We start from the raw sequence: 21646 nt of genomic DNA on the forward strand, positions 1-21646 counted from the left end.
GAGAGGGATTGACGCATAGTGCTCGACGTCAACTTCTTCGACGAGCTCCGGATCGGCCTGGCCACCGCGGACGACATCCGTCAGTGGAGCCACGGCGAGGTCAAGAAGCCCGAGACGATTAACTACCGCACCCTCAAGCCCGAGAAGGACGGACTCTTCTGCGAGAAGATCTTCGGTCCGACCCGGGACTGGGAGTGCTACTGCGGCAAGTACAAGCGTGTCCGCTTCAAGGGCATCATCTGCGAGCGCTGTGGCGTCGAGGTCACCCGCGCCAAGGTGCGCCGTGAACGGATGGGCCACATTGAGCTGGCCGCGCCCGTCACGCACATCTGGTACTTCAAGGGCGTTCCGTCGCGGCTGGGCTACCTGCTCGACCTCGCCCCCAAGGACCTCGAGAAGGTCATCTACTTCGCGGCGTACATGATCACGTACGTCGACGAGGAGCGTCGCACCCGCGACCTGCCCTCCCTGGAGGCGCATGTCTCCGTCGAGCGTCAGCAGGTCGAGAACCGCCGCGACGCCGACCTCGAAGGCCGCGCCAAGAAGCTCGAGACGGACCTCGCCGAGCTGGAGGCCGAGGGCGCCAAGGCCGACGTGCGCCGCAAGGTGCGCGAGGGTGCCGAGCGCGAGATGAAGCAGCTGCGCGACCGCGCGCAGCGCGAGATCGACCGTCTCGACGAGGTGTGGACCCGCTTCAAGAACCTCAAGGTCCAGGACCTCGAGGGCGACGAGCTCCTCTACCGCGAGCTGCGTGACCGCTTCGGCACGTACTTCGACGGTTCGATGGGCGCCCAGGCCCTGCAGAAGCGCCTGGAGTCCTTCGACCTCGACGAGGAGGCCGAGAGGCTCCGCGAGATCATCCGCACCGGCAAGGGCCAGAAGAAGACCCGCGCCCTCAAGCGGCTGAAGGTCGTCTCCGCGTTCCTGCAGACGTCCAACAGCCCCAAGGGCATGGTCCTGGACTGCGTGCCGGTCATCCCGCCGGACCTGCGTCCGATGGTGCAGCTGGACGGTGGCCGCTTCGCGACCTCCGACCTGAACGACCTGTACCGCCGTGTGATCAACCGCAACAACCGTCTGAAGCGGCTGCTCGACCTCGGCGCGCCCGAGATCATCGTCAACAACGAGAAGCGCATGCTTCAGGAGGCTGTTGACGCCCTCTTCGACAACGGCCGTCGTGGTCGCCCGGTGACGGGCCCCGGCAACCGGCCGCTGAAGTCCCTCAGCGACATGCTGAAGGGCAAGCAGGGTCGTTTCCGTCAGAACCTGCTCGGTAAGCGAGTCGACTACTCGGCGCGTTCCGTCATCGTCGTCGGCCCGCAGCTCAAGCTGCACCAGTGCGGTCTGCCCAAGGCGATGGCCCTCGAGCTGTTCAAGCCGTTCGTGATGAAGCGCCTGGTCGACCTGAACCACGCGCAGAACATCAAGAGCGCCAAGCGCATGGTGGAGCGCGGCCGCACCGTCGTGTACGACGTCCTCGAAGAGGTCATCGCCGAGCACCCGGTGCTGCTGAACCGTGCGCCCACCCTGCACCGCCTCGGCATCCAGGCCTTCGAGCCGCAGCTGGTCGAGGGCAAGGCCATCCAGATCCACCCGCTCGTCTGCACCGCGTTCAACGCGGACTTCGACGGTGACCAGATGGCCGTGCACCTGCCGCTGTCCGCGGAGGCGCAGGCCGAGGCCCGCATCCTGATGCTGTCCTCGAACAACATCCTGAAGCCCGCCGACGGCCGTCCGGTGACGATGCCGACCCAGGACATGGTCCTCGGTCTGTTCTTCCTCACCACCGACGGCGAGCTGCGTGACACCAAGGGCGAGGGCCGGTCCTTCGGCTCGACGGCCGAGGCGATCATGGCGTTCGACGCCGGCGAGCTCGCACTGCAGTCCACGGTCGACATCCGCTTCCCGGTGGGCACCATCCCGCCGCGCGGCTGGACCCCGCCGGCGCAGGAAGAGGGCGACGACGGCGAGTGGCAGCAGGGTGACTCGTTCCGTCTGCGGACGACCCTGGGCCGCGCGCTCTTCAACGAGCTGCTGCCCGAGGACTACCCGTTCGTCGACTACTCGGTGGGCAAGAAGCAGCTCTCCGAGATCGTCAACGACCTGGCCGAGCGGTACCCCAAGGTCATCGTGGCGGCGACGCTCGACAACCTGAAGGCGTCCGGCTTCTACTGGGCGACCCGTTCCGGTGTCACCGTGGCCATCTCCGACGTCGTCGTTCCCGAGGCGAAGAAGGAGATCGTCCGCGGCTACGAGGCGCAGGACGAGAAGGTCCAGAAGCAGTACGAGCGCGGTCTGATCACCAAGGAAGAGCGCACGCAGGAGCTCATCGCGATCTGGACCAAGGCGACCAACGAGGTCGCCGAGGCGATGAACGCGAACTTCCCCAAGACGAACCCCATCTTCATGATGGTTGACTCGGGTGCCCGAGGAAACATGATGCAGATGCGGCAGATCGCCGGTATGCGTGGTCTGGTGTCGAACGCGAAGAACGAGACCATCCCGCGTCCGATCAAGGCGTCCTTCCGTGAGGGCCTGTCCGTGCTGGAGTACTTCATCTCCACGCACGGTGCCCGTAAGGGTCTGGCGGACACCGCTCTGCGTACCGCCGACTCCGGTTACCTCACCCGTCGTCTGGTCGACGTCTCCCAGGACGTCATCATTCGCGAGGAGGACTGCGGTACCGAGCGCGGCCTCAAGCTGCACATCGCGTCCCGCGACGCGGACGGCGTCCTGCGCAAGGAAGAGAACGTCGAGACGTCCGTGTACGCGCGCTGCCTCGCCGAGGACATCGTGGTCGACGGTCAGGTCCTGGCTCCGGCCGGCACCGACCTCGGCGACGTCCTCATCGAGGAGCTCGTGGGCCGTGGCATCGAGGAGGTCAAGACCCGCTCGGTCCTGACCTGTGAGTCCGCGGTCGGCACCTGTGCCATGTGCTACGGCCGTTCGCTCGCCACCGGCAAGCTGGTCGACATCGGTGAGGCGGTCGGCATCATCGCCGCCCAGTCCATCGGTGAGCCCGGTACCCAGCTGACGATGCGTACCTTCCACACCGGTGGTGTGGCCGGTGACGACATCACCCAGGGTCTGCCGCGTGTCGTCGAGCTCTTCGAGGCCCGTACCCCGAAGGGTGTCGCCCCGATCTCCGAGGCCAACGGCCGCGTCCGGATCGAGGAGACCGAGAAGACCAAGAAGATCGTCATCACGCCGGACGACGGCAGCGACGAGACGGCGTTCCCGATCTCGAAGCGCGCCCGTCTCCTGGTCAGCGAGGGCGAGCACGTCGAGGTGGGCCAGAAGCTCACCGTGGGTGCCACCAACCCGCACGACGTGCTGCGCATCCTGGGTCAGCGTGCCGTCCAGGTCCACCTGGTCGGCGAGGTCCAGAAGGTGTACAACTCGCAGGGTGTGTCGATCCACGACAAGCACATCGAGATCATCATCCGGCAGATGCTGCGCCGCGTGACGATCATCGAGTCGGGCGACGCCGAGCTGCTGCCCGGCGAGCTGGTCGAGCGGTCGAAGTTCGAGACCGAGAACCGTCGTGTGGTCCAGGAGGGCGGTCACCCGGCCTCCGGTCGTCCGCAGCTGATGGGTATCACCAAGGCCTCGCTGGCGACGGAGTCCTGGCTGTCGGCCGCCTCCTTCCAGGAGACGACCCGAGTTCTGACGGACGCGGCGATCAACGCCAAGTCCGACAGCCTCATCGGCCTCAAGGAGAACGTCATCATCGGTAAGCTCATCCCGGCCGGTACGGGTCTGTCCCGCTACCGCAACATCCGGGTGGAGCCGACCGAGGAGGCCAAGGCCGCGATGTACTCGGCCGTCGGCTACGACGACATCGACTACTCGCCGTTCGGCACCGGCTCCGGCCAGGCCGTTCCGCTGGAGGACTACGACTACGGTCCGTACAACCAGTAAGCGCGCGATCGTATGAAGGGCGGCCACCCCATCACGGGGTGGCCGCCCTTCGGCGTCCCGGCGGCGTGCGAGCAGCGGAGCCCTTAGGGAATCCCCAGCTCGAAGATCACATAGTGGGCGTACCACCCCGAAGCCACGGCCGCCGTCGCGAAGAACACGGTCAGGCTCGGCCACTTCAGCCGGCTCATGGCGGTCGCCGGAGCGAGGAGGAGGGGGAAGACGGGGAGCAGATAGCGCGGGGTGTTGCCGAAGATCTGCTGGGTGCCCAGGACCATGACGATCGACGCCAGGGTGTAGGCGGTCAGCACCAGGGGCGGCCGTTTCCGCAGCATCAGCGCCACGAGGAACGGTAGGGCCACCACCGTCTGCACGGCGATCAGGTCCGGCACGGAGAAGGCGAAGACGTAGTCCTGGTGGCCCACCGCCACGTTCCGCAGCACGTCCAGGGTGTACGCGCCGTAGTCGAAGTGGTGGGCCCACGCCCGGCGCTCCAGCTTGAAGTACGCCGTGAGGTCGCCCATGGAGACGCCGACCCAGACCACGTAGGTCAGGAGCCCGAGCGGCGCGGTGAGCAGCGCGTACAGCGGGCGCGCCACGCCCTGCTCGCGCCGGCTGTCCCGTCGTACGAGGACGAGCAGCGCGGCCAGGCCCACCGCCCCGATGAGCGACGCCGCCGTGGGGCGGCTCAGGCCCGCCACGAAGGCCAGCTGCCCGGCCGTCACCCAGCGGCGCTTCAGTACGGCGTGGCAGGTCCAGGCGGCGAGTGCGACGAACAGGGACTCCGTGTAGACGGCCCACTGGACGCCCGCGGCGGGAGCCACCGCCCACAGCCCGGCGGCGATGGCGCCCGCCCGGGCGCCGGCGAGGAGCGAGACCACCGCGTGGACACCGGCGGCCGCCAGGAAGGAGCAGAGGACCGAGACGAGGATCGCCGAGCCGTACACACCGAGTCCCGTGATCCCGGAGACGCCCCGGATCAGGCCCGGGTAGAGCGGAAAGAAGGCGACCGAGTTCTGCTGCGCGGTGAACAGCCCGCCCGGTGGGAGCGACCGCAGCGGCTCGGGGCGGTAGCCCTGCTGTGCCACCTGGAAATACCACCAGCCGTCCCAGGTGGACAGGACGTCCCACCAGTGGGCGCCGCCGCCGAAGCGGGCGTTCTTGCGGTGGTAGTCGCCCGCGTACTCCAGCAGCCAGGCGAAGATGCCGAGGCCGGTCAGCTTGAGCACGCCGTAGAGGGCGAGCGGCGGAAGGTAGGGGCGCAGGGCCGTGGCCGACCGGGTGCGCCAGTCGGGTGCCGGTGGCTCCTCGGCGACGTCCGCTTCCGCACCGGACATGTCGCTCGTGGCCGTACTCATCCGGTATCTCCCCCGAGTGAACTGAACATCCCAAGATCGGAAAAAGGGTCGCACGGGTGTCCGTCCGGCGGGGGTGAACGCAGGAAGGCTTCCGTTCGCATCTTGGCCGTCTCTGTGGTAAGGATTTACTTGAATCGCAAAACCGCAGGTCAAGCGGCTGTGTGCCGCCCCGGTTCCGGCCATGCCGCTTTTGTTTTGACCAGAGTGATTGCGCTGGGTACGCTCAGACCTTGTGCCTGGGGTGTGCCCTGGCTCCTGTGCGTGCCTTCGACCGCACGGCGAGCCGATTTCGGCCACCGTAATCTGCGCCGTGTTCCTTTCGCCTCGTGCAAAGGCTCGCCGGATTCGACACACCCGACCGCGTGGGTCGGTGACGTTCCAGGTTAGCTGTACCTATCGGCACACAGAAACCGGAGAAGTAGTGCCTACGATCCAGCAGCTGGTCCGCAAGGGCCGGCAGGACAAGGTCGAGAAGAACAAGACGCCCGCACTCGAGGGTTCCCCTCAGCGTCGTGGCGTCTGCACGCGTGTGTTCACGACCACCCCGAAGAAGCCGAACTCGGCCCTGCGTAAGGTCGCGCGTGTGCGTCTGACCAGCGGGATCGAGGTCACCGCTTACATTCCGGGTGAGGGACACAACCTGCAGGAGCACTCCATCGTGCTCGTGCGCGGCGGCCGTGTGAAGGACCTGCCCGGTGTTCGCTACAAGATCATCCGCGGTTCGCTCGACACCCAGGGTGTCAAGAACCGCAAGCAGGCCCGCAGCCGCTACGGCGCCAAGAAGGAGAAGTAAGAATGCCTCGTAAGGGCCCCGCCCCGAAGCGCCCGGTCATCATCGACCCGGTCTACGGCTCTCCTCTGGTGACCTCCCTCATCAACAAGGTGCTGCTGAACGGCAAGCGCTCCACCGCCGAGCGCATCGTCTACGGCGCCATGGAGGGTCTGCGTGAGAAGACGAGCAACGACCCCGTCATCACGCTGAAGCGCGCGCTGGAGAACATCAAGCCGACCCTCGAGGTCAAGTCCCGCCGTGTCGGTGGTGCGACGTACCAGGTTCCGATCGAGGTCAAGCCCGGTCGCGCCAACACGCTCGCGCTGCGCTGGCTCGTCGGTTACTCCCGCGCCCGTCGCGAGAAGACCATGACCGAGCGTCTGCTCAACGAGCTTCTCGACGCTTCGAACGGCCTCGGTGCGGCCGTCAAGAAGCGCGAGGACACGCACAAGATGGCCGAGTCCAACAAGGCCTTCGCGCACTACCGCTGGTAGTCGCTACCCACATCGAGACCGAGAGAAGACCGAAGCCTTATGGCTACCACTTCACTTGACCTGGCCAAGGTCCGCAACATTGGGATCATGGCCCACATCGACGCGGGCAAGACGACCACCACCGAGCGGATCCTGTTCTACACCGGTGTGTCCTACAAGATCGGTGAGGTCCACGACGGCGCTGCCACCATGGACTGGATGGAGCAGGAGCAGGAGCGTGGCATCACGATCACCTCTGCTGCCACCACCTGCCACTGGCCGCTGGAAGACGTCGACCACACCATCAACATCATCGACACGCCGGGCCACGTCGACTTCACCGTCGAGGTGGAGCGTTCGCTGCGCGTGCTCGACGGTGCTGTCACGGTGTTCGACGGCGTCGCCGGCGTTGAGCCCCAGTCCGAGACGGTGTGGCGTCAGGCGGACCGCTACGGCGTTCCGCGTATCTGCTTCGTCAACAAGCTCGACCGGACCGGTGCCGAGTTCCACCGCTGCGTCGACATGATCTCTGACCGCCTCGGCGCTCAGCCGATCGTGATGCAGCTGCCGATCGGTGCCGAGGCCGACTTCAAGGGCGTCGTCGACCTCGTGACGATGAAGGCCTTCGTCTGGTCCGCCGAGGCCACCAAGGGCGAGATGTACGACGTCGTCGACATCCCGGACACGCACGCCGAGGCTGCCGAGGAGTACCGCGGCAAGCTGCTCGAGGCCGTGGCCGAGAACGACGAAGAGATCATGGAGCTGTACCTGGAGGGCACCGAGCCCTCCGTGGAGCAGCTGTACGCCGCGATCCGTCGCATCACCATCGCGTCCGGCAAGTCCAAGGACATCACCGTCACCCCGGTGTTCTGTGGCACCGCGTTCAAGAACAAGGGCGTTCAGCCCCTGCTCGACGCGGTCGTGCGCTACCTCCCCTCCCCGCTCGACGTCGAGGCCATCGAGGGCCACGACGTCAAGGACGCGGAGACGGTCGTCAAGCGCAAGCCGTCCGACGACGAGCCGCTGTCGGCGCTGGCGTTCAAGATCATGAGCGACCCGCACCTCGGCAAGCTCACCTTCGTCCGGGTCTACTCGGGCCGCCTGGAGTCCGGCACCGCGGTGCTGAACTCCGTCAAGGGCAAGAAGGAGCGCATCGGCAAGATCTACCGCATGCACGCGAACAAGCGTGAGGAGATCGAGTCGGTGGGCGCCGGCGACATCATCGCCGTCATGGGTCTGAAGCAGACCACGACCGGTGAGACGCTGTGCGACGACAAGCAGCCGGTGATCCTGGAGTCCATGGACTTCCCGGCCCCGGTCATCCAGGTCGCCATCGAGCCCAAGTCGAAGGGCGACCAGGAGAAGCTCGGCGTCGCGATCCAGCGTCTGGCCGAGGAGGACCCGTCCTTCCAGGTCCACTCGGACGAGGAGACCGGCCAGACCATCATCGGTGGTATGGGCGAGCTGCACCTCGAGGTGCTGGTCGACCGTATGCGCCGTGAGTTCAAGGTCGAGGCCAACGTCGGCAAGCCGCAGGTCGCGTACCGCGAGACGATCCGCAAGGCCGTCGAGCGCGTGGACTACACCCACAAGAAGCAGACCGGTGGTACCGGTCAGTTCGCCAAGGTGCAGATCGCGATCGAGCCCATCGAGGGCGGCGACGCCTCGTACGAGTTCGTTAACAAGGTGACCGGTGGTCGTATCCCGAAGGAGTACATCCCTTCGGTCGACGCCGGTGCGCAGGAGGCCATGCAGTTCGGCATCCTCGCCGGTTACGAGATGACCGGCGTGCGCGTGATCCTGCTCGACGGTGGCTACCACGAGGTCGACTCCTCCGAGCTCGCCTTCAAGATCGCCGGTTCGCAGGCCTTCAAGGAGGCCGCGCGCAAGGCTTCGCCCGTGCTCCTCGAGCCGATGATGGCCGTCGAGGTCACCACGCCCGAGGACTACATGGGCGAGGTCATCGGCGACATCAACTCCCGCCGTGGCCAGATCCAGGCCATGGAGGAGCGGGCCGGTGCCCGCGTCGTCAAGGGCCTCGTGCCCCTGTCGGAGATGTTCGGCTACGTCGGCGACCTCCGCAGCAAGACGTCGGGTCGCGCAAGCTACTCGATGCAGTTCGACTCCTACGCCGAGGTTCCGCGGAACGTCGCCGAGGAGATCATCGCGAAGGCCAAGGGCGAGTAACGCACCGCGTTCACACGCTTTAGGCTTGACTCCGGAGCCGCCAGGGGCATTCACCCACGTTCGTGGGGGATTGCCCCCGGCCCCGGGCTTTCCAGCAAAGATCACCTGGCGCCGATGAAGCAAGGCGTTCAGAACCACTCCACAGGAGGACCCCGTGGCGAAGGCGAAGTTCGAGCGGACTAAGCCCCACGTCAACATCGGCACCATTGGTCACATCGACCACGGTAAGACGACCCTCACGGCCGCCATTACCAAGGTGCTGCACGACAAGTACCCCGACCTGAACGAGGCCTCGGCCTTCGACCAGATCGACAAGGCTCCCGAGGAGCGTCAGCGCGGTATCACGATCTCGATCGCGCACGTCGAGTACCAGACGGAGGCGCGTCACTACGCCCACGTCGACTGCCCGGGTCACGCGGACTACATCAAGAACATGATCACCGGTGCCGCGCAGATGGACGGCGCGATCCTCGTGGTCGCCGCCACCGACGGCCCGATGCCGCAGACCAAGGAGCACGTGCTCCTGGCCCGCCAGGTCGGCGTTCCGTACATCGTCGTCGCCCTGAACAAGGCCGACATGGTGGACGACGAGGAGATCCTGGAGCTCGTCGAGCTCGAGGTCCGTGAGCTCCTCTCCGAGTACGAGTTCCCGGGCGACGACGTTCCGGTCGTCAAGGTCTCGGCGCTCAAGGCGCTCGAGGGCGACGCGACGTGGGGCCAGTCCGTTCTGGACCTCATGGACGCCGTCGACTCCGCGATCCCGGAGCCGGAGCGCGACGTCGACAAGCCGTTCCTCATGCCCATCGAGGACGTCTTCACGATCACCGGTCGCGGTACGGTCGTCACCGGCCGTATCGAGCGTGGTGTCCTGAAGGTCAACGAGACCGTCGACATCATCGGCATCAAGACCGAGAAGACCACCACCACGGTCACCGGTATCGAGATGTTCCGCAAGCTGCTCGACGAGGGCCAGGCCGGTGAGAACGTCGGTCTGCTGCTCCGCGGCATCAAGCGCGAGGACGTCGAGCGCGGCCAGGTCATCATCAAGCCGGGCTCGGTCACCCCGCACACCGAGTTCGAGGCGCAGGCCTACATCCTGTCCAAGGACGAGGGTGGCCGTCACACGCCGTTCTTCAACAACTACCGTCCGCAGTTCTACTTCCGTACCACGGACGTGACCGGCGTGGTGACCCTCCCCGAGGGCACCGAGATGGTGATGCCGGGTGACAACACCGAGATGAAGGTGGAGCTCATCCAGCCCATCGCCATGGAAGAGGGCCTGAAGTTCGCCATCCGTGAGGGTGGTCGCACGGTGGGCGCCGGCCAGGTCATCAAGATCACGAAGTGATCCTGGTCTGACCCGGCCGGGTCTCTGACCTGGTAGCTGTCGAAAAGGCCCGTACGGCTTCGGTCGTACGGGCCTTTTCGCGTGCGCGTACCGGTGCGTACCGGTTCGATCACGTCTGACGCGTGCATCTCATGAGGGGCTTGTGAACGGCGTGTGCCGCCGCGTACGAATGATCACGGACGACCGTCCGGCCAGACCGTTCAGAAAGCGAGCCCGTGAGTACCGTTCCGCCCTCCGACTCCCCTGGCGACCCGTCAGGGGACGCTTCCTCCATATCCGATGCCGAGTGGGAGGCGTTCCAGCGCGCGGCAGCCGAGGGCGGCGACGGCCACGTGCCGAAGGAGCCGTCCGCGCGGGCCCGCATGGTGACGCGGCGGCTGCGCGAGGAGGACGCGGCGGCCGGAACCCGGACCGGGCGGCGCCGCCGGTGGGGCAGGCGGTCGGCCCCCGCACCGGCCACCCCGCCGGGCTGGCGCACCGGCCCCGCCCTGCATGGGGTGTACGGCGGCACGTCCCGCCGCCGCAAGGTGTACTCCGCGGTCGGTGTCCTCCTGGCCGTCGGCATCGCCGTACTGGCGATCAGGCCCTCGGTGCTGCTGGACCGGCTGCCGGGCCACCACGGCACGACCGCCGACGTCCCCACGACGCTCCTGCCCCCCGAGACCGCGGCGCCCACCACGGCCCCGTCCGCTGCTGAGGGTACGGCCGAACCCCTTCGCCGGGTCGCCCGCCGAACGCTGGGCCGAGGGCGCCGACGCCATCGTGCTGCCCGAGGCGAAGGCGACCGGGGGTATGAGCAAGGCCGACGTGGCGCTCGCGCTGCGCCACACCAAGGAGTTCCTGGTCGCCGCGAACCTCGACCCGCAGGTGCTGGGCGGGGCCGGGACCGGCAAGGTGCTGTCCCTGCTGGACGCCTCGGCGCGCAGGACGACGGACGAGCTCCGGCGCGGCGTACGCACTCCGTCGCGCACCCACGACCCGCTGATCTACATCAGCCGTTTCGACCCGTCCGAGGCCGAGCTGGTCGGCAAGGCAGTCAAGGTACGCGGCCGCATGACCTTCGAGGCCGGTGAGCCCGGCCAGGTACTGGTGCACGCCGACTACTCGTTCGTGTACCCGGTGGTGCCCGTGCACGGTGACGGACAGCGGGTGCACCGGGTCGTCGTCCGCCGCGGCATCACGATGCTGTCGGCCGATCCGAACCGCTGGCGGACGAGCCCCGGCAAGCTGCAACTGACTTCCACCGAGTCGGAGTTCATGAACGTGGAGTGCGGCGGCCACGGCTACTTCCATCCCGTCTTCGACGGCACCGCCCACAGTGGCCCCAAGCCGACCGGTGACCCGTTCGACCCCTACGACCGCGGCAGGAAGCTGAGCGTCGAGGACGGGGCGTGCTCCGCCATCACGCGCAGCTGACCGAGGTGCCGGTGAGCGAGATCGATCCGCTGAGGTTCGTCCGCGAGGTCTCGCACCGCTCGGCGCGGTGGTGGCGGTCGGCGCACTGAACGCCACCGGCACCTGGTCACTGGCCGACGTCTCGGTGGCCGCCTTCGTGGACAGCAGACGTGCGGAGGTGGACCGCCTGTTCGCGGGCGTCTGCTCGGTCTGCCGCTTCGGCGACCGGGCGCCGGCCGTCGTGGACGAGTACGGCTGGTTCTCGGCCCGGGACGTGTCGGCGGCGGAGCTGCTGCTGTGGTCCGGAGGCATCACCGGCGTCCCGGACCCCTTGGCGGAGCTTGAGGAACCGCGGGCCGTGCGCCGCATGTGCCGTATGGCCGCGGACTTGCAACTGACGGCGTTTCTCGACGAGTTGCTGGGCGTGGCCGTCGCGGCCGGTACGGCGGCCGACGAGGGGGCGCCCCGGGGCGCCGACATCCTCCGCGTCGCCTGCGCCCTGGCGGACCCCACCGGCCGCAGCACCCCGCTCCAGGTCTTCCGCATGTGGCGGATGGCCCGTCTGCCGCGCCTCCTGCGCCCTGGTGCGGGCGCGTCCGAGAGCGCGCAGGCCGGCCACCGTGCCTACGACGAGGCGCTGGAGGAGCTGCTGGAGGCGCCTGGTGAGTACGAGTAGGTGTGACGGATGCAGCCCCCGTCGGCGCGCAGGACGGGCTTGCCGGAGTACCAGTCCGGGTGGAGGGAGAGTTCCGTGCCGTGGTCGTCGGTGGTGGTGACACCCGGCAGACCTGCACCGCGCTCGCCCCTGCCGGGAGCCGGAATGTCCCTCACGGTCAGGCCCTGCCGCTTCCAGTCGCGTCGGAGTCGGCCGACGGCCGCGCGGTAGTCGCCGGGCCCGGAGAAGGTCAACTCCCAGTAGAAGATGGGCTCGTCCCGGGTCTCGCCGTCGCCGTCGAAGCCGAAGTCGTCCGCGCAGGACGTACTGGTGCCGGTCTGGGCGATGGCGTCGAGCGTCCTTCCCTGCGGCTCCGCGGCCTCCCTCGGGGCCGGCGTCAGCGCACGGACCGCCGCCATGCCCGCCTCCTTCGTCCGGGCCACCCGCTCCCGGTACTCCGCCTCCGACCGCACGGGCCCGCCCTCCAGCGACTCACAGGCGTTGGCTGCGAAGGCGATGACCGCGACGAGGAGCGCGCCGATGACCGCGGCGATCCAGTGCCCGTGGGCGAGGGGACGCCGGCGGACGGCGGTGGTGTCCGTATGCATACCGCCGATCCAAGCGTCCGGCCACGACGCTCCACAGCCGTCGAACTACTCAGCAGTGGCTGAGTAGTTCAGGTCGTCCAGCGGAGAGGGACACTCGAGTACCCGATCGTGGAGGGCCGATGGACATCCGGGCTGCAATCACCGAATTCAAGGGCGTCACCCAGCTCGCCGGGCTGCCCGAGGGGGAGCGTCTGCTCCTAGCTGGACGCCCGTGGTTCCTATGATCAAGACCTCGCGGTGGCTGTTCTCGCGTTCGCACGCGAGAACGAGGAGCGGATCTTCGCCCACAACGCGTCACTCGGGTCGATCACGGGTTTCGAACCTCCGGAGGGTCCAAGGGCGACGCGGGCCGCGAGGACGTCGAGCAGTCACTGGCCGAGCTCGGTGCCTTTCTGGCCGACCTGAGCCGCCGCCGCTCCCGAGCGTGACGGAGTTTGACCCTCGTCACCCCCGGGGTATTCTCTCCGGCCCGATTGGCGGAGGTGCCGCCCCGTATGGCAGACTAGTGGGGTTGCTCGGTCGAGTGTTGATGCTGCACGCCTCCCGCCGGGAGGACCGGAAGCGAGTCCCACAGTACTCGTCGCCCTAACTGCCCTCGGGCAGCGCTGGGGCGGACGTACGGGAATCTTCCGGGAAGTGTGGGTGCGACACCGGCCAGGCGCCCGGTGGGTCTTTCCGCCCCCGGCTCGCGGTTCCGGCAGGGCCGCAGTCCCCGCAGGGATGTTCGAACAAGGGACATTCATGTCATCGGGAGTGCGACACACCCGACCGCGTGGGTCGGAGAGCGGATGTGCGAGCCAACCGGGTTCCAGAGCGTAAGAAGAGACAGGACTACTGAGTAGCCATGGCGGGACAGAAGATCCGCATCCGGCTCAAGGCCTACGACCACGAGGTCATCGACTCCTCGGCGAAGAAGATCGTCGAGACGGTGACCCGCACTGGTGCGTCGGTCGCGGGCCCGGTGCCGCTGCCCACTGAGAAGAACGTGTACTGCGTCATCAAGTCGCCGCACAAGTACAAGGACTCGCGCGAGCACTTCGAGATGCGCACGCACAAGCGCCTGATCGACATCCTCGACCCGACCCCCAAGACCGTTGACTCCCTGATGCGACTCGACCTCCCGGCCGGTGTCGACATCGAGATCAAGCTCTGAGGCCGGTGATCTGAGAGATGGCTAAGCAGATCAAGGGCATCCTGGGCGAGAAGCTCGGCATGACGCAGGTGTGGGACGAGAACAACCGTGTTGTTCCGGTCACCGTCGTCAAGGCCGGCCCCAATGTCGTCACCCAGGTCCGTACGAACGATGTCGACGGCTACGAGTCCGTCCAGATCGCTTTCGGCGAGATCGACCCGCGCAAGGTGAACAAGCCCCTCAAGGGCCACTTCGCCAAGGCCGACGTCACCCCGCGTCGTCACCTCGTCGAGATCCGCACGCCGGATGCCTCCGAGTACACGCTCGGCCAGGAGATCACCGCTGAGGTGTTCGAGGCCGGTATCAAGGTCGACGTCACCGGCAAGAGCAAGGGCAAGGGCTTCGCCGGTGTCATGAAGCGTCACAACTTCAAGGGCCTCGGCGCCGGACACGGCACCCAGCGCAAGCACCGCTCGCCCGGTTCCATCGGTGGCTGCGCCACCCCGGGCCGCGTGTTCAAGGGCCTCCGCATGGCGGGTCGCATGGGCAACGAGCGGGTCACCACCCAGAACCTGACCGTCCACGCCGTTGACGCGGAGAAGGGTCTGCTGCTCATCAAGGGCGCGGTTCCCGGTCCGAACGGCGGCCTCGTCCTGGTCCGCACCGCGGCCAAGGGGGCCTGAGGTAACCGATGAGCACTGTTGACATCCTTTCGCCGGCGGGCGACAAGGCCGGTTCCGTCGAGCTCCCCTCGGAGATCTTCGACGTGGAGAAGATCAGCATTCCGCTGATCCACCAGGTCGTCGTCGCACAGCTGGCCGCTGCCCGTCAGGGCACGCACAAGACCAAGACCCGTGGCGAAGTCCGTGGTGGTGGCAAGAAGCCGTACCGCCAGAAGGGCACCGGCCGCGCCCGTCAGGGCTCGACCCGCGCGCCGCAGTTCGCAGGCGGTGGCGTCGTCCACGGCCCGCAGCCGCGTGACTACTCGCAGCGCACCCCGAAGAAGATGAAGGCCGCGGCCCTGCGCCACGCCCTCACCGACCGGGCGCGCCACAACCGCATCCACGTCGTCTCCGGCGTGATCGAGGGCGAGAACCCCAGCACCAAGGCCGCCAAGAGCCTGTTCGGCAAGATCAGCGAGCGCAAGAACCTGCTCCTGGTCGTCGAGCGCGCCGAAGAGGCCGCGTGGCTGTCCGCCCGCAACCTGCCCCAGGTCCACATCCTGGAGCCGGGCCAGCTGAACACGTACGACGTTCTCGTCTCGGACGACGTGGTCTTCACCCAGGCCGCTTTCGAGTCCTTCGTGTCTGGCCCCAAGGCCGTTGACACCGAAGGGAGCGAAGCCTGATGGCTACGCGTCACCCGAGCATTGCCTCGAAGGCCGCCAAGGCCGCCAAGGCCGCGCGTCTCGCCAAGGCGAAGCGCCACGCCACCGAGGGCAAGAACACTGTCGAGACCCCGCTGAGCAAGTCGTTCACGGACCCCCGTGACGTTCTGCTGAAGCCGGTCGTCTCCGAGAAGAGCTACGCGCTCCTCGACGAGAACAAGTACACGTTCATCGTCGCCCCGAACGCCAACAAGACCCAGATCAAGCAGGCCGTCCAGGCGGTCTTCGACGTCAAGGTCACCGGGGTCAACACGATCAACCGCCAGGGCAAGCGCAAGCGCACGAAGACCGGTTTCGGTCAGCGTGCCGGCAGCAAGCGCGCGATCGTGACCCTCGTCGAGGGCGACCGTATCGACATCTTCGGCGGTCCGACCGCGTAAGCGGGTCGGATCGTCCGATATCGGACGAGGACTGAGAAATGGGAATCCGCAAGTACAAGCCGACTACGCCGGGCCGTCGTGGCGCCAGCGTCGCCGACTTCGTCGAGGTCACGCGGTCCACGCCGGAGAAGTCGCTGGTCCGCCCCCTGCACAGCAAGGGCGGCCGTAACAACGCCGGTCGTGTGACCGTTCGCCACCAGGGTGGCGGACACAAGCGCGCCTACCGCGTGATCGACTTCCGTCGTCACGACAAGGACGGCGTGCCGGCGAAGGTCGCGCACATCGAGTACGACCCCAACCGCACCGCGCGCATCGCGCTGCTGCACTACGCGGACGGCGAGAAGCGCTACATCCTCGCCCCGCGCAACCTGCAGCAGGGTGACCGCGTCGAGAACGGTCCCGGGGCCGACATCAAGCCGGGCAACAACCTGGCGCTCCGCAACATCCCGGTCGGTACCACGATCCACGCGATCGAGCTCCGTCCCGGTGGCGGTGCCAAGTTCGCCCGCTCCGCCGGTGCCTCCGTGCAGCTGCTCGCGAAGGAGGGCGCCTACGCCCACCTGCGCATGCCGTCCGGTGAGATCCGCCTGGTCGACGTCCGCTGCCGCGCCACTGTTGGCGAGGTCGGCAACGCCGAGCAGAGCAACATCAACTGGGGTAAGGCCGGCCGTAAGCGGTGGCTGGGCGTTCGCCCGACCGTCCGTGGTGTCGTGATGAACCCGGTTGACCACCCGCACGGTGGTGGTGAGGGCCGGACGTCCGGTGGTCGCCACCCTGTGTCCCCGTGGGGCAAGAAGGAAGGCCGTACTCGTTCGCCCAAGAAGGCGTCGAACAAGTACATCGTCCGCCGCCGCAAGACGAACAAGAAGCGCTAAGGACGGGTTGAGATGCCTCGTAGCCTGAAGAAGGGGCCCTTCGTCGACGACCACCTCATCAAGAAGGTGGACGCCCAGAACGAAGCCGGCACCAAGAACGTCATCAAGACCTGGTCCCGCCGCTCGATGATCGTCCCGGCCATGCTCGGCCACACGCTCGCGGTGCACAACGGCAAGACCCACATCCCGGTGTTCGTCACCGAGTCGATGGTCGGCCACAAGCTCGGCGAGTTCTCGCCGACCCGCACCTTCCGGGGCCACGTCAAGGATGACCGGAAGTCGAAGCGCCGCTAGTAGCGGATCGCATTCAGACACGTAAGTAACTGAAGGGACAACCATGGAAGCCAGGGCCCAGGCGCGGTACATCCGCGTCACGCCCATGAAGGCCCGCCGCGTGGTGGACCTCATCCGTGGCATGGACGCCACGGAGGCCCAGGCTGTTCTGCGATTCGCTCCGCAGGCAGCCTCCGTGCCGGTCGGCAAGGTGCTCGACAGCGCCATCGCCAACGCCGCGCACAACTACGACCACACCGATGTCGACAGCCTGGTCATTTCCGAGGCGTACGTCGACGAGGGCCCGACCCTGAAGCGGTTCCGTCCGCGCGCCCAGGGCCGTGCCTACCGGATCCGCAAGCGGACCAGCCACATCACCGTGGTCGTCAGCAGCAAGGAAGGAACCCGGTAATGGGCCAGAAGGTTAACCCGCATGGGTTCCGGCTCGGTATCACGACCGACTTCAAGTCGCGTTGGTACGCCGACAAGCTGTACAAGGACTACGTCAAGGAAGACGTCGCCATCCGTCGGATGATGACGTCCGGCATGGAGCGCGCCGGTATCTCGAAGGTTGAGATCGAGCGCACCCGTGACCGCGTGCGTGTGGACATCCACACCGCTCGCCCGGGCATCGTCATCGGCCGCCGCGGCGCCGAGGCCGACCGCATCCGCGGTGACCTGGAGAAGCTGACCGGCAAGCAGGTCCAGCTGAACATCCTCGAGGTCAAGAACCCGGAGACGGACGCTCAGCTGGTGGCCCAGGCCGTCGCCGAGCAGCTCTCCTCCCGCGTCTCCTTCCGTCGTGCCATGCGTAAGAGCATGCAGTCCACGATGAAGGCCGGCGCCAAGGGCATCAAGATCCAGTGCGGCGGCCGCCTCGGTGGCGCCGAGATGTCCCGCTCGGAGTTCTACCGCGAGGGCCGTGTGCCCCTGCACACGCTCCGCGCGAACGTGGACTACGGCTTCTTCGAGGCCAAGACGACCTTCGGCCGCATCGGTGTGAAGGTCTGGATCTACAAGGGCGACGTCAAGAACATCGCCGAGGTCCGCGCCGAGAACGCTGCCGCCCGTGCGGGTAACCGCCCGGCTCGCGGTGGCGGCGCCGACCGCCCGGCCCGTGGTGGCCGCGGCGGTGGCGAGCGGCGTGGTCGCAAGCCGCAGCAGGCCGGCGCCGAGGCCCCCAAGGCCGAGGCTCCCGCGTCCGCTCCGGCTGAGAGCACCGGAACGGAGGCCTGACCGACATGCTGATCCCCCGTAGGGTCAAGCACCGCAAGCAGCACCACCCGAAGCGCCGTGGTCAGGCCAAGGGCGGTACGACGGTCGCGTTCGGCGAGTACGGCATTCAGGCCCTCACGCCGGCGTACGTGACCAACCGCCAGATCGAGGCGGCCCGTATCGCGATGACCCGCCACATCAAGCGTGGCGGCAAGGTCTGGATCAACATCTACCCGGACCGCCCGCTGACCAAGAAGCCTGCCGAGACCCGCATGGGTTCCGGTAAGGGTTCGCCGGAGTGGTGGATCGCGAACGTTCACCCCGGTCGGGTGATGTTCGAACTGTCCTACCCGAACGAGAAGATCGCCCGTGAGGCCCTCACTCGCGCCGCCCACAAGCTGCCGATGAAGTGCCGGATCGTCAAGCGCGAGGCAGGTGAAGCGTGATGTCGGTCGGTACCAAGGCGTCCGAGCTGCGCGAGCTGGGCAACGAGGAGCTTCTGGGTAAGCTCCGCGAGGCCAAGGAAGAGCTGTTCAATCTCCGCTTCCAGGCGGCGACCGGTCAGCTCGAGAACCACGGCCGTCTGAAGGCGGTCCGCAAGGACATCGCGCGGATCTACACCCTGATGCGCGAGCGTGAGCTGGGCATCGAGACGGTGGAGAACGCCTGATGAGCGAGAAGAACGTGACTGAGCAGAACGAGCGGAACGCACGCAAGACCCGTGAGGGTCTCGTCGTCAGCGACAAGATGGACAAGACCGTCGTCGTCGCCGTCGAGGACCGCGTGAAGCACGCGCTGTACGGCAAGGTCATCCGCCGTACCAACAAGCTCAAGGCGCACGACGAGCAGAACGCTGCCGGCATCGGCGACCGCGTCCTCCTGATGGAGACCCGGAAGCTGTCGTCCAGCAAGCACTGGCGCGTCATCGAGATCCTCGAAAAGGCCAAGTAAACCTCCTGCGGGGCATCCCTCGCAGGACAGTTCCGCCAGGCTCCGGGAGCCGCTCTGACGAGCGGCTCCCGGGGAACCGGCAGACAAACAGGAGATAGACGTGATCCAGCAGGAGTCGCGACTGCGCGTCGCCGACAACACGGGCGCGAAGGAAATCCTTTGCATCCGTGTGCTCGGTGGCTCCGGTCGCCGCTACGCGGGCATCGGTGACGTCATCGTCGCCACCGTCAAGGACGCGATCCCCGGTGGCAACGTGAAGAAGGGTGACGTCGTCAAGGCGGTCATCGTTCGCACCGTCAAGGAGCGCCGCCGTCCGGACGGCTCGTACATCCGCTTCGACGAGAACGCCGCCGTCATTCTGAAGAACGACGGCGACCCTCGCGGCACCCGTATCTTCGGCCCGGTGGGCCGTGAGCTGCGCGAGAAGAAGTTCATGAAGATCGTCTCGCTCGCGCCGGAGGTGCTGTAAGCATGAAGGTCAAGAAGGGCGACCTGGTCCAGGTCATCACCGGTAAGGACAAGGGCAAGCAGGGCAAGGTCATCGCGGCCTACCCCCGCGAGGACCGTGTCCTGGTCGAGGGTGTCAACCGGGTCAAGAAGCACACCAAGGCCGGTCCGACCGCCAGCGGTTCGCAGGCTGGTGGCATCGTCACGACCGAGGCGCCGGTGCACGTCTCCAACGTCCAGCTGGTCGTTGAGAAGGACGGCCAGAAGGTCGTCACGCGTGTCGGTTACCGCTTCGACGACGAAGGCAACAAGATCCGCGTTGCCAAGCGGACGGGTGAGGACATCTGATGGCTACCACCACCACTCCGCGTCTGAAGCAGAAGTACCGCGAGGAGATCGCGGGCAAGATGCGTGACGAGTTCAAGTACGAGAACGTCATGCAGATTCCCGGTCTCGTCAAGATCGTGGTCAACATGGGTGTCGGCGACGCCGCCCGTGACTCGAAGCTGATCGATGGCGCGATCCGCGACCTGACCACCATCACGGGTCAGAAGCCGGCCGTCACCAAGGCTCGCAAGTCCATCGCGCAGTTCAAGCTGCGCGAGGGCCAGCCGATCGGTGCCCACGTCACGCTCCGTGGCGACCGCATGTGGGAGTTCCTGGACCGCACCCTGTCGCTCGCGCTTCCGCGCATCCGCGACTTCCGTGGTCTGTCCCCCAAGCAGTTCGACGGCCGTGGCAACTACACCTTCGGTCTCACGGAGCAGGTCATGTTCCACGAGATCGACCAGGACAAGATCGACCGTGTCCGGGGTATGGACATCACCGTGGTCACCACGGCGACCAACGACGCTGAGGGCCGCGCGCTCCTTCGTCACCTCGGCTTCCCGTTCAAGGAGGCGTGAGCGAGATGGCGAAGAAGGCTCTGATCGCTAAGGCTGCTCGCAAGCCCAAGTTCGGTGTGCGTGGCTACACGCGCTGCCAGCGCTGCGGCCGTCCGCATTCCGTGTACCGCAAGTTCGGCCTGTGCCGCGTGTGCCTTCGTGAGATGGCTCACCGTGGCGAGCTGCCGGGCGTGACCAAGAGCTCCTGGTAATCCCCCTAATAAGGGATTCCGGAAGCTCTCGGTAAGCATCTGGGTAGGCAGGGGCCCTTCTCCGCATGCCGTAGGCTTGCGGGGTTGGGCGCCTGCCGCGCCCGTACGACTTACTACGCCGTAGGTCCACCGCACCGCACCCGCCCCGTCTCGGATCGGGGAGAGGGATGGCGCACCAGGAAACCCCGGCGAGAGAGGCCGAAGGCCAATTCATGACCATGACTGATCCGATCGCAGACATGCTTACGCGTCTGCGGAACGCGAACTCGGCATACCACGACTCCGTGACGATGCCGGCATCGAAGATCAAGTCTCACATCGCGGAGATCCTCCAGCAGGAGGGCTTCATCACGGGCTGGAAGGTCGAGGACGCCGAGGTCGGCAAGAACCTCGTGCTCGACCTGAAGTTCGGTCCGAACCGTGAGCGCTCCATCGCGGGCATCAAGCGGATCTCCAAGCCCGGTCTCCGGGTTTACGCGAAGTCCACCAACCTGCCGAAGGTGCTTGGCGGCCTCGGCGTGGCGATCATCTCCACGTCGCACGGGCTCCTCACCGACAAGCAGGCCGGCAAGAAGGGCGTGGGTGGGGAAGTCCTCGCCTACGTCTGGTAGCGGAAGGGAACGGAGGAAACAGCTATGTCGCGTATTGGCAAGCTCCCCATCACGGTTCCCGCCGGCGTGGACGTCACCATCGACGGCCGTACGGTCTCGGTCAAGGGCCCCAAGGGCACGCTGACCCACACCGTCGTCGCGCCGATCGACATCGTCAAGGGTGAGGACGGCGTGCTGAACGTCACCCGTCCGAACGACGAGCGTCAGAACAAGGCCCTGCACGGCCTGTCCCGCACGCTGGTGGCGAACATGATCACCGGCGTGACCCAGGGTTACGTGAAGAAGCTCGAAATCAGCGGTGTCGGTTACCGCGTGTTGGCCAAGGGTTCGAACCTCGAGTTCGCGCTCGGCTACAGCCACCCGATCGTCGTCGAGGCGCCCGAGGGAATCACCTTCAAGGTGGAGACCCCGACCCGCTTCCAGGTCGAGGGCATCGACAAGCAGAAGGTCGGCGAGGTTGCGGCCAACATCCGCAAGCTGCGCAAGCCCGACCCGTACAAGGCCAAGGGCGTCAAGTACGAGGGCGAAGTCATCCGCCGCAAGGTCGGAAAGGCGGGTAAGTAAG

General features: G+C 66.8%; 26 protein-coding genes. 24 read left to right on the forward strand and 2 right to left on the reverse strand.

The window, feature by feature from the left end:
- Window positions 1-18 precede the first annotated feature (18 nt).
- Window positions 19-3921, forward strand: a complete 3903-nt coding sequence (locus tag ACIPK3_RS31280; protein WP_402575154.1) for a DNA-directed RNA polymerase subunit beta' — start codon at window positions 19-21, stop codon at window positions 3919-3921.
- Window positions 3922-4004: 83 nt separating this feature from the next.
- Here the strand turns inward: ACIPK3_RS31280 and ACIPK3_RS31285 are convergent, their stop codons facing one another.
- Entirely contained in the window at window positions 4005-5276 is a 1272-nt protein-coding gene (locus tag ACIPK3_RS31285; protein WP_402575156.1) for a hypothetical protein, read from the reverse strand.
- A 421-nt stretch (window positions 5277-5697) separates the two neighbouring features.
- On the opposite strand from ACIPK3_RS31285, the gene rpsL reads away from it, so the two are divergent.
- The 6 genes from rpsL (at window position 5698) to ACIPK3_RS31315 (ending at window position 12127) form a co-directional block, all read left to right on the forward strand.
- A complete protein-coding gene (gene rpsL / locus ACIPK3_RS31290) occupies window positions 5698-6069 on the forward strand; it encodes a 30S ribosomal protein S12 (protein WP_003948652.1) in 372 nt (123 codons plus the stop codon).
- A 2-nt stretch (window positions 6070-6071) separates the two neighbouring features.
- The gene (gene rpsG, locus ACIPK3_RS31295) at window positions 6072-6542 is read left to right on the forward strand and encodes a 30S ribosomal protein S7 (RefSeq protein WP_005481264.1); all 471 of its coding nucleotides are present in this window, start codon (window positions 6072-6074) and stop codon (window positions 6540-6542) included.
- A 39-nt stretch (window positions 6543-6581) separates the two neighbouring features.
- A complete protein-coding gene (gene fusA / locus ACIPK3_RS31300) occupies window positions 6582-8708 on the forward strand; it encodes an elongation factor G (protein WP_402575158.1) in 2127 nt (708 codons plus the stop codon).
- A 154-nt stretch (window positions 8709-8862) separates the two neighbouring features.
- Window positions 8863-10056: an elongation factor Tu gene (gene tuf, locus ACIPK3_RS31305; protein ID WP_351143372.1), complete on the forward strand. Its 1194-nt coding sequence runs from the start codon at window positions 8863-8865 to the stop codon at window positions 10054-10056.
- 792 nt (window positions 10057-10848) lie between these two features.
- The gene (locus ACIPK3_RS31310) at window positions 10849-11472 is read left to right on the forward strand and encodes a hypothetical protein (RefSeq protein WP_402575160.1); all 624 of its coding nucleotides are present in this window, start codon (window positions 10849-10851) and stop codon (window positions 11470-11472) included.
- 70 nt (window positions 11473-11542) lie between these two features.
- A complete protein-coding gene (locus ACIPK3_RS31315; protein WP_402575162.1) occupies window positions 11543-12127 on the forward strand; it encodes a hypothetical protein in 585 nt (194 codons plus the stop codon).
- On the opposite strand, the gene ACIPK3_RS31320 is transcribed toward ACIPK3_RS31315, so the two are convergent.
- Window positions 12076-12714 carry a hypothetical protein gene (locus ACIPK3_RS31320; protein WP_402575164.1) on the reverse strand — a complete coding sequence of 213 codons (639 nt, stop codon included), beginning with the start codon at window positions 12712-12714 and terminating at the stop codon, window positions 12076-12078. The genes ACIPK3_RS31315 and ACIPK3_RS31320 overlap by 52 nt on opposite strands.
- An 844-nt stretch (window positions 12715-13558) precedes the next feature.
- Here ACIPK3_RS31320 and rpsJ point away from each other — a divergent pair.
- The 17 genes from rpsJ to rplF all read left to right on the forward strand — a co-directional run bounded on the left by rpsJ (window position 13559) and on the right by rplF (window position 21645).
- Window positions 13559-13867, forward strand: a complete 309-nt coding sequence (gene rpsJ / locus ACIPK3_RS31325) for a 30S ribosomal protein S10 (RefSeq protein WP_003948644.1) — start codon at window positions 13559-13561, stop codon at window positions 13865-13867.
- A gap of 17 nt (window positions 13868-13884) precedes the next feature.
- Window positions 13885-14529: a 50S ribosomal protein L3 gene (gene rplC, locus ACIPK3_RS31330; protein WP_402575166.1), complete on the forward strand. Its 645-nt coding sequence runs from the start codon at window positions 13885-13887 to the stop codon at window positions 14527-14529.
- Between the two features lie 8 nt (window positions 14530-14537).
- Complete coding sequence (gene rplD, locus ACIPK3_RS31335) at window positions 14538-15194, forward strand: 50S ribosomal protein L4 (protein ID WP_402575168.1); 657 nt, start codon at window positions 14538-14540, stop codon at window positions 15192-15194.
- Window positions 15194-15613, forward strand: coding sequence for a 50S ribosomal protein L23 (rplW, locus tag ACIPK3_RS31340; protein ID WP_402575169.1), 420 nt, complete (start codon window positions 15194-15196; stop codon window positions 15611-15613). Before rplD ends, rplW begins: the two co-directional genes overlap by 1 nt.
- Window positions 15614-15651: 38 nt before the next feature.
- The gene (gene rplB, locus ACIPK3_RS31345; RefSeq protein ID WP_018543909.1) at window positions 15652-16488 is read left to right on the forward strand and encodes a 50S ribosomal protein L2; all 837 of its coding nucleotides are present in this window, start codon (window positions 15652-15654) and stop codon (window positions 16486-16488) included.
- Between the two features lie 12 nt (window positions 16489-16500).
- The gene (gene rpsS / locus ACIPK3_RS31350; RefSeq protein WP_003992359.1) at window positions 16501-16782 is read left to right on the forward strand and encodes a 30S ribosomal protein S19; all 282 of its coding nucleotides are present in this window, start codon (window positions 16501-16503) and stop codon (window positions 16780-16782) included.
- Window positions 16783-16825: 43 nt separating this feature from the next.
- The gene (gene rplV, locus ACIPK3_RS31355) at window positions 16826-17173 is read left to right on the forward strand and encodes a 50S ribosomal protein L22 (RefSeq protein WP_026252021.1); all 348 of its coding nucleotides are present in this window, start codon (window positions 16826-16828) and stop codon (window positions 17171-17173) included.
- Window positions 17173-17997: a 30S ribosomal protein S3 gene (gene rpsC / locus ACIPK3_RS31360; protein ID WP_402575172.1), complete on the forward strand. Its 825-nt coding sequence runs from the start codon at window positions 17173-17175 to the stop codon at window positions 17995-17997. Before rplV ends, rpsC begins: the two co-directional genes overlap by 1 nt.
- Before the next feature lie 5 nt (window positions 17998-18002).
- Window positions 18003-18422 (forward strand): 50S ribosomal protein L16, encoded by a 420-nt coding sequence (gene rplP, locus ACIPK3_RS31365; RefSeq protein ID WP_004927269.1) that lies wholly within the window; start codon window positions 18003-18005, stop codon window positions 18420-18422.
- Window positions 18422-18646: a 50S ribosomal protein L29 gene (rpmC, locus tag ACIPK3_RS31370; RefSeq protein WP_055632347.1), complete on the forward strand. Its 225-nt coding sequence runs from the start codon at window positions 18422-18424 to the stop codon at window positions 18644-18646. The genes rplP and rpmC overlap by 1 nt, the downstream gene beginning before the upstream one ends.
- Window positions 18646-18927, forward strand: coding sequence for a 30S ribosomal protein S17 (gene rpsQ, locus ACIPK3_RS31375; protein ID WP_402575174.1), 282 nt, complete (start codon window positions 18646-18648; stop codon window positions 18925-18927). Before rpmC ends, rpsQ begins: the two co-directional genes overlap by 1 nt.
- A 100-nt stretch (window positions 18928-19027) precedes the next feature.
- On the forward strand, window positions 19028-19396 hold the full coding sequence (rplN, locus tag ACIPK3_RS31380) for a 50S ribosomal protein L14 (RefSeq protein WP_087927567.1): 369 nt from the start codon (window positions 19028-19030) through the stop codon (window positions 19394-19396).
- A 2-nt stretch (window positions 19397-19398) separates the two neighbouring features.
- Window positions 19399-19722, forward strand: a complete 324-nt coding sequence (gene rplX, locus ACIPK3_RS31385; RefSeq protein ID WP_402575176.1) for a 50S ribosomal protein L24 — start codon at window positions 19399-19401, stop codon at window positions 19720-19722.
- On the forward strand, window positions 19722-20279 hold the full coding sequence (gene rplE, locus ACIPK3_RS31390; RefSeq protein WP_402575178.1) for a 50S ribosomal protein L5: 558 nt from the start codon (window positions 19722-19724) through the stop codon (window positions 20277-20279). The genes rplX and rplE overlap by 1 nt, the downstream gene beginning before the upstream one ends.
- Window positions 20280-20284: 5 nt before the next feature.
- Window positions 20285-20470, forward strand: coding sequence for a type Z 30S ribosomal protein S14 (locus tag ACIPK3_RS31395; RefSeq protein WP_003948630.1), 186 nt, complete (start codon window positions 20285-20287; stop codon window positions 20468-20470).
- 212 nt (window positions 20471-20682) lie between these two features.
- Window positions 20683-21081 (forward strand): 30S ribosomal protein S8, encoded by a 399-nt coding sequence (gene rpsH / locus ACIPK3_RS31400; RefSeq protein ID WP_030420829.1) that lies wholly within the window; start codon window positions 20683-20685, stop codon window positions 21079-21081.
- A gap of 24 nt (window positions 21082-21105) precedes the next feature.
- Window positions 21106-21645, forward strand: a complete 540-nt coding sequence (gene rplF / locus ACIPK3_RS31405; RefSeq protein WP_402575180.1) for a 50S ribosomal protein L6 — start codon at window positions 21106-21108, stop codon at window positions 21643-21645.
- Window position 21646: the final 1 nt, after the last annotated feature.

It is taken from the genome of Streptomyces sp. NPDC086787, assembly GCF_044745865.1.
In the GTDB taxonomy this organism is placed as follows: Bacteria; Actinomycetota; Actinomycetes; order Streptomycetales; family Streptomycetaceae; genus Streptomyces.

What these genes read in the sequence shown, in the direction of transcription:
- ACIPK3_RS31285 (WP_402575156.1), bottom strand. Translation starts at nt 5,276, where the DNA reads ATGAGTACGGCCACGAGCGACATGTCCGGTGCGGAAGCGGACGTCGCC.
- rpsG (WP_005481264.1), top strand. Translation starts at nt 6,072, where the DNA reads ATGCCTCGTAAGGGCCCCGCCCCGAAGCGCCCGGTCATCATCGACCCG.
- fusA (WP_402575158.1), top strand. Translation starts at nt 6,582, where the DNA reads ATGGCTACCACTTCACTTGACCTGGCCAAGGTCCGCAACATTGGGATC.
- ACIPK3_RS31310 (WP_402575160.1), top strand. Translation starts at nt 10,849, where the DNA reads ATGAGCAAGGCCGACGTGGCGCTCGCGCTGCGCCACACCAAGGAGTTC.
- ACIPK3_RS31320 (WP_402575164.1), bottom strand. Translation starts at nt 12,714, where the DNA reads ATGCATACGGACACCACCGCCGTCCGCCGGCGTCCCCTCGCCCACGGG.
- rpsJ (WP_003948644.1), top strand. Translation starts at nt 13,559, where the DNA reads ATGGCGGGACAGAAGATCCGCATCCGGCTCAAGGCCTACGACCACGAG.
- rplC (WP_402575166.1), top strand. Translation starts at nt 13,885, where the DNA reads ATGGCTAAGCAGATCAAGGGCATCCTGGGCGAGAAGCTCGGCATGACG.
- rplD (WP_402575168.1), top strand. Translation starts at nt 14,538, where the DNA reads ATGAGCACTGTTGACATCCTTTCGCCGGCGGGCGACAAGGCCGGTTCC.
- rplW (WP_402575169.1), top strand. Translation starts at nt 15,194, where the DNA reads ATGGCTACGCGTCACCCGAGCATTGCCTCGAAGGCCGCCAAGGCCGCC.
- rplB (WP_018543909.1), top strand. Translation starts at nt 15,652, where the DNA reads ATGGGAATCCGCAAGTACAAGCCGACTACGCCGGGCCGTCGTGGCGCC.
- rpsS (WP_003992359.1), top strand. Translation starts at nt 16,501, where the DNA reads ATGCCTCGTAGCCTGAAGAAGGGGCCCTTCGTCGACGACCACCTCATC.
- rplV (WP_026252021.1), top strand. Translation starts at nt 16,826, where the DNA reads ATGGAAGCCAGGGCCCAGGCGCGGTACATCCGCGTCACGCCCATGAAG.
- rpsC (WP_402575172.1), top strand. Translation starts at nt 17,173, where the DNA reads ATGGGCCAGAAGGTTAACCCGCATGGGTTCCGGCTCGGTATCACGACC.
- rplP (WP_004927269.1), top strand. Translation starts at nt 18,003, where the DNA reads ATGCTGATCCCCCGTAGGGTCAAGCACCGCAAGCAGCACCACCCGAAG.
- rpmC (WP_055632347.1), top strand. Translation starts at nt 18,422, where the DNA reads ATGTCGGTCGGTACCAAGGCGTCCGAGCTGCGCGAGCTGGGCAACGAG.
- rpsQ (WP_402575174.1), top strand. Translation starts at nt 18,646, where the DNA reads ATGAGCGAGAAGAACGTGACTGAGCAGAACGAGCGGAACGCACGCAAG.
- rplX (WP_402575176.1), top strand. Translation starts at nt 19,399, where the DNA reads ATGAAGGTCAAGAAGGGCGACCTGGTCCAGGTCATCACCGGTAAGGAC.
- rplE (WP_402575178.1), top strand. Translation starts at nt 19,722, where the DNA reads ATGGCTACCACCACCACTCCGCGTCTGAAGCAGAAGTACCGCGAGGAG.
- ACIPK3_RS31395 (WP_003948630.1), top strand. Translation starts at nt 20,285, where the DNA reads ATGGCGAAGAAGGCTCTGATCGCTAAGGCTGCTCGCAAGCCCAAGTTC.
- rpsH (WP_030420829.1), top strand. Translation starts at nt 20,683, where the DNA reads ATGACCATGACTGATCCGATCGCAGACATGCTTACGCGTCTGCGGAAC.
- rplF (WP_402575180.1), top strand. Translation starts at nt 21,106, where the DNA reads ATGTCGCGTATTGGCAAGCTCCCCATCACGGTTCCCGCCGGCGTGGAC.